Here is a 1234-nt window from a genome sequence, read left to right as displayed (position 1 = left end):
CTCGGCATCAACACCCGGTTCGGTACCCCCGCCAACCCCCTGGCCCCCGACATGATCCCCGGCGGATCGTCCGCCGGATCAGCCGTCGCCGTCGCGCGCGGACTGGTCCCCCTCGCGGTCGGCACCGACACCTCCGGCTCCGTCCGCATCCCCGCCGCCCTCTGCGGGATCGTCGGATTCCGCGCCAGCCCAGGACGATACGGCCCGCACGACTTCGCCCCGCTGTCGCCGACCCTCGACAGCATCGGCCTCTTCGCCACCACCGTCACCGACATCGCGGCCCTCGACGAGCTACTGCTGCCGCCGGGCTCCCGGCCTTCGGTCCGACCCGTGCCGTCCGGCGGGCCACGGTTCGTTGTGCCGACCGGCGAATGGACCGAGGACCTCGCGACATCGATCGCCGACGACTTCGCCCGCACCGTCGCCCGGTTGCGCGCGGCGGGCGCGACCGTCGTGGTGCGCGGATTCCCTTCCCTCAGCGCGGCCCAGCGACTGCTGGACGACCACGGCACGATCGTCGGCGCCGAGGCCTATCGCCTGCACAGCCACCGGCTGCGCTCGACGATGCCGATCGAGCCCGCGACCCGCCGCCGTCTCGAAGGCAATGCCGGCACTGCGACCACCATCGCCCCGGTGTACGCCGCGCTGCCCGGCCTGCGCGCCGAGTTCGCCGCCGAGCTGGGCGATGCGACGCTGCTCTGCCCGCCGATCCGCCACCTGCCGCCACGCATCCCCGACCTGCTCGCCGACCAGGACACCTACGACGCCGCCAACGCCACGATCCTGCGCACCACGATGGTGCTCAGCTACCTCGGCGGCTGCGGGATCAGCCTGCCCACCGCACTCGGACGCCCTGGCCATGCCGCGCTGCTGTCCAAGCCCGGCGGTGCGGACAGCGCACTGCTCAGCGACGCCGCCTGGACCGAGCGAGTCCTGCACCCGTAGCTGGCCGACGAGTCGAACGCCGAGATCGGGATAGCTGTAGCGACCGCGTCTGCCCATCGAACGGCACACGCCGATCGGTCGTGGATCTCTCGACCGGCGCCATCGGCCCTGCCGGCGTATCGCGGTTGCGGCGCCGGCTCAGCGGGCCTGCTCACGGCTGGGTGCCGGGTCGCCGCACCGCACGGCACCCCAACCGGACTGTGGCGCAACGAGATCGCAGGGCAGCGGTCGCTCCGCGTAAGCAGCCGGTGGCAGCGAGGTCGATCGCAGGCCGGGCTCTCCGGCACAC

At 73.1% G+C, this 1234-nt stretch carries 1 protein-coding gene; it reads left to right on the top strand.

What is annotated here, in order from left to right; all coding sequences use genetic code 11:
* Positions 1-945, top strand: a 945-nt coding sequence (locus tag ACWDNU_RS46220) for an amidase family protein (RefSeq protein WP_449673493.1), incomplete at its 5' end; no start/stop codon positions are given.
* Between the last annotated feature and the right edge of the window lie 289 nt (positions 946-1234).

The organism is Amycolatopsis sp. NPDC003676 (assembly GCF_053587275.1).
This window is presented reverse-complemented; position numbering and strand designations above follow the sequence as displayed.